Annotated in this window: 3 protein-coding genes and 1 pseudogene; 2 read left to right on the top strand and 2 right to left on the bottom strand. The window is 44.5% G+C overall.

Translation table 11 applies throughout. The features are described 5' to 3' along the window. Positions 1-119 precede the first annotated feature (119 nt). Positions 120-953: pseudogene (locus tag FTT88_RS16735) on the bottom strand (efflux RND transporter periplasmic adaptor subunit); the annotation flags it as partial. A gap of 151 nt (positions 954-1,104) precedes the next feature. Between FTT88_RS16735 and FTT88_RS16730 the strand changes: the two are divergent. Continuing rightward, entirely contained in the window at positions 1,105-1,728 is a 624-nt protein-coding gene (locus FTT88_RS16730) for a TetR/AcrR family transcriptional regulator (RefSeq protein WP_180011056.1), read from the top strand. 152 nt (positions 1,729-1,880) lie between these two features. Beyond that, entirely contained in the window at positions 1,881-4,565 is a 2,685-nt protein-coding gene (gene ppc, locus FTT88_RS16725; protein WP_180174123.1) for a phosphoenolpyruvate carboxylase, read from the top strand. 100 nt (positions 4,566-4,665) lie between these two features. Here ppc and FTT88_RS16720 read toward each other — a convergent pair. After that, positions 4,666-4,775, bottom strand: a 110-nt coding sequence (locus FTT88_RS16720; protein ID WP_179994364.1) for a zinc ribbon domain-containing protein, incomplete at its 5' end; no start/stop codon positions are given.

The raw sequence follows: 4,775 nt of genomic DNA, 5'->3' as shown, positions 1-4,775 counted from the left end.
TGGAGCGACAATTGATGTAATTCGAGAATACATCCAAAACCAAGAGAGACCCGACTGAAAAGGCGTGCTATCCATCTCCATCTAAATCACAGATTATAGATGGAGAATTCCGCACATTTAGTTAAAAATACCCGTGCACTTTGCCCCAGTTGAATGGCGCTATTGCCTTCACGTAATGCCACTTTGACACTATAAGTACGAGACTGATCGGCAGCAGGACTAATTTCACGTACATAGCCTGCAAATTTTTCCTGTGGTTTCGACCACAAGGTAACCCATGCATCCTGCCCTGTTTTAATTTCAGTAACCGCTTGTTCAGGCACACCAATGACCACGTCACGTTCACCTGCTATCGCCAATTGAAATGCCGGTTGTCCTGCTGCAATCACTTGACCAATCTCAATATTACGCTCAGTAATGACCCCATTTTTATTGGCAATTAATTGGTTATAACCGGTCTGATTACGACTCACATCATAATTGGATTGCGCTTGCTTTAAATTCGACTGTGCTGCTTTATATTGGTTTTCCACCGCATCGTACTGCGAACGACTCACAGCATTGACTGGCAATAATTGCTTAAAGCGTTTTAGTTCATCTTCAGCAATTTGTGCAGCGGAACGCGCACTTTCAAGCTGCGCTTGTGCTGCATTCAGTTGCAACTGTGCATCTTTGACGTCTAATTTTGCCAAGACTTGCCCGACTCGGACTTGGTCTCCAACATCGACATAGCGCTCAGTGATTTGACCGCCAACCCGAAACGCTAAAGCTGTTTGCTGGCGTGCTTGTACATCACCCGCATAACTTTTTTGTTCAAAATGTGTGGCGCCTGGCTGAGTCACCATCACAAATGGCACTTCCTGTTCCGTTTGGGCTTTATCCTTGCTGCATCCCCATAAGGTCACACTGCAAACGATAATCATGCTGACAACTGTGATCTTAATCGTACTCATGAAGTTCGCTCTTAATAAAAAGTCTTTTTTAGGGCAGAATATTATTCAATTAATTTGGTTATTTTTTAATTAATAAACCATGCGGTACATTAATTAGATTAATTATCCTAAATCAATGACCTTTTCGCCTTTTTTGGAATTTTTTCAGCAAATGAATGTCGGCCGCCCAAAAGACTTAGAAAAACGACAACGGATTTTAGAGTCTGCAAAACAATTATTTTTAGAAATGGGCTATCACGGTTGCAGCATGAATCAGATTGCCCAACATGCAGCGGTCACCAAACTGACGGTCTATAATCATTTTCAGGACAAAGCCACCTTATTTACCAGTGCGATTGAAGACACCTGTGAATATATTTTGAATACCCGCCCGCGACATCTGCACAGCGAAAGTCATTTTATGCAGGCTTTCGTTGAAATTTGTGAGTTGGGGCTGAACATCATGAATTTGCCTGAAGCCATTAAACTGGATTTATTACTTTTGGAGTTGGCTGCCGAACACAGTCCTTTGGTGGAACAGTTTTTCCGTGCCTCACATTTAAAAATGCGCCAAGTCTGGGAAAACTTTTTTCAAGATGCAGCAGCTTTAAATTTCATTCAGCAGGATCACCCTGCCCGACAAACTGAACTGATTGTGTCGCTACTGATGGGACTACGCCATCAAGAGGTTTTATTGGGCATGCGCCCAGTACCTGAAGCAGCAGAGCGGCAAGCCATTATTCACTCTGCCATCGAAATCTTTATGCTGAAATATCAACTCAGCACGCAGAGCTAAGCATTTTCTGAAATATTTCAACGCTAAACTGAAACAAATGGCATAGCTATTGCTCATTTACCTAGAAAAGTCATCCGACTTTTGTCTGTACCCCCTTTTGCCACAGCACTTTCGGGGTATAGTCGAGACAGGAATACACGGAGAAATAACCAATGATTCAACAAATTGATGCTCCATTACGTGAAGACGTGCGCTTACTGGGCAATTTATTGGGTGAAACCCTAAAGCAGCATGCAGGACAAGATTTGTTTAATCAGGTAGAGCAAATTCGTGCTTTGTCTAAAGGCGCGCGCGATGGACAAGTTGAAGCCGAAAAACAGTTAGAACAATTATTTTTAAATTTAAAAGATGAAGAAATTCTGCCACTGACCCGTGCATTTACACACTTTCTCAACTTTGCCAATATTGCCGAACAATACAATGTGGTGCGCAGCCGTCGCCAAAGTGAGTTTGATGAGCAAGCACCATCACCGAATCCACTCGATCATTTATTTGAAAAATTTAAAAGCAATAACATCAGTGCGGAACAACTGTTCCAACAAATTTGTGAATTAAAAATTGAACTGGTCCTGACTGCACATCCAACTGAAGTCAGCCGCCGTACCTTGATCCAAAAATATGATGGGATTAATGATTGCCTGTTTAAAATGGATCAGCAAAAACTTACGCCACGCGAACGCAAAGCCGTACTGGATGATTTAAAACAACTGATTTGCTCGGCATGGCAAACCGACGAAATTCGTCAACACCGCCCGACGCCTGTCGACGAAGCTAAATGGGGCTTCACGACCATTGAACAGACCTTGTGGAATGCTGTACCCAAATTCATGCGTGAATTGGATGGCATGGTTCAAGATCATTGTGGCAAGACCTTGCCTTTAAATGTTGCCCCTGTGCGCTTTGCATCATGGATGGGCGGTGACCGTGATGGCAACCCAAACGTCACCCATAACATTACTCAAGAAGTGCTTTGGCTTTCACGTTGGAAAGCTGCCGACCTGTATTTACGCGATATCGAAGACCTACGTTGGGAACTTTCGATTCAACAATGCAGTAAAGAACTCAGTGATGCTTTGGGCCATTTCCACCCTGAACCGTATCGTGAATATCTACGTGATGCGCGGGAACGCCTCAAAGCCACTCGTCACTGGTTGGCACTAAAACTCCGTGGTGAAGATGCTGACGATAGCCAAGTCATTAAAAGCCGCCATGAGCTGCTCGATCCACTATTGGTTTGCTACCGTTCACTGATTGACAGCGGTTTACCTGAAATTGCCAATGGTCAGTTACTCGACTTTATTCATCGAGTGAATTGCTTCGGTATCGAATTACTCAAACTCGATATTCGTCAGGAGTCGACTCGTCATCGCCAAGCGATTTCTGCCATTACTGAATATTTAGGTTTAGGCAATTTTGAAACATGGACGGAGCAAGCCCGTCAAAACTTCTTGATTCAGGAACTGCAAAGCAAACGTCCACTGCTACCGAAGTTTTTAAATGAGCCAAAACAAAGCCTGATTGAACATCCAGATGTACAAGAAGTCTTTGCGACCATGCGCACTTTGGCAGAACAGCCACCTGAAAGTTTAGGGGCTTATATTATTTCCATGGCCGAACATCCAAGTGATGTCTTGGCCGTATTGTTACTGCAAAAAGAAGCCGGCATCAAACAAGCGCTACGTGTCGTGCCACTGTTTGAAACCTTAAAAGATTTGGATGGTGCAGCCCGTACCATGAATACCCTATTTAATATGCATTGGTATAAGCAGCATATTCAGGGTAAACACGAGGTGATGATTGGCTATTCAGACTCAGCCAAAGATGCGGGCTTTATGTCGGCAAACTGGGCGCAGTATCGTGCACAGGAAGAATTAACCGCAGTTGCGAAAAAACATGATGTACAACTGACATTATTCCATGGCCGTGGCGGTTCAATCAGCCGTGGTGGTGCGCCGACACAGCAAGCGCTGTTTTCACAGCCACCAGGCTCGATTTCAGGGGCGATCCGTGTCACAGAACAAGGGGAAATGATTCGCTTCAAGTTTGGATTAGAAGGCATTGCCTTACAAAACTTGGAAATTTACACCGCTGCGACCTTAGAAGCGACCTTATTGCCACCGCCTGAACCGAAACAGGAATGGCGTCAGCTCATGCACAGCATGACGGATCTGTCGGTACAGGTGTATCGTCAAACCGTGCGTGAAAATCCGCATTTTGTAAAATACCTACGGACTGTAACGCCAGAACTGGAACTACAAATGTTACCGCTCGGCTCACGCCCAGCCAAACGTAAAGTTAGCGGTGGGATTGAGTCATTACGTGCGATTCCTTGGGTGTTCGCATGGACGCAAATCCGTTTGATGCTTCCTGCTTGGCTCGGTACTGGTGCTGCGATTAATCAAGTGATTGATCAAGGTCAAAAGCAGACACTCGAAGAAATGTTAGAGCAATGGCCGTATTTCCAAACCCTGATTGATATGTTGGAAATGGTCTTGTCCAAAGCCGATGGTCATGTGGCGCTGTATTATGAGTCTCATCTGACTGATGACGCAGACCTCAAACAGTTGGGCGAAGAGTTACGTCAGCGTTTACGTGATGCGGTACAAACGCTATTAGCACTCAAAGGTGAATCGAAATTACTCAGCAGTAACGATGTGCTCGACCAATCCATGAAGGTGCGTAAGCCTTATTTATTGCCGCTACATTTACTACAAGCCGAACTGATGAAACGCCGCCGTGCATACCTTGCCGAGCGTCAAGCTGAAAATACCCCAGTCGACCATGCGTTGATGGTTAGCATCGCGGGTATTGCGGCAGGTTTGCGTAACACTGGCTAAATCTTCCAAGTTTTCAAAAAGCACACAGAACTGTGTGCTTTTTTTTTGACCAGTCATATTGGTTTTAATTTATTTTGGAATATTTGACATCCTCACCCCCTTAAAAGAGGGTGATTCCTACAGCTAGACGCTTATGCCCAAGCGCAAGAATGTTTAGAGCTGAGTTTATATCTCGATCATGAGCTGTACCACAGCTCATGCACTCCCATT

It is taken from the genome of Acinetobacter sp. YH01024 (genome assembly GCF_013420195.1).
GTDB lineage: Bacteria > Pseudomonadota > Gammaproteobacteria > Pseudomonadales > Moraxellaceae > Acinetobacter > Acinetobacter amyesii.
This window is presented reverse-complemented; position numbering and strand designations above follow the sequence as displayed.

What these genes read in the sequence shown, in the direction of transcription:
- FTT88_RS16730 (WP_180011056.1), top strand. Translation starts at nt 1,105, where the DNA reads ATGAATGTCGGCCGCCCAAAAGACTTAGAAAAACGACAACGGATTTTA.
- ppc (WP_180174123.1), top strand. Translation starts at nt 1,881, where the DNA reads ATGATTCAACAAATTGATGCTCCATTACGTGAAGACGTGCGCTTACTG.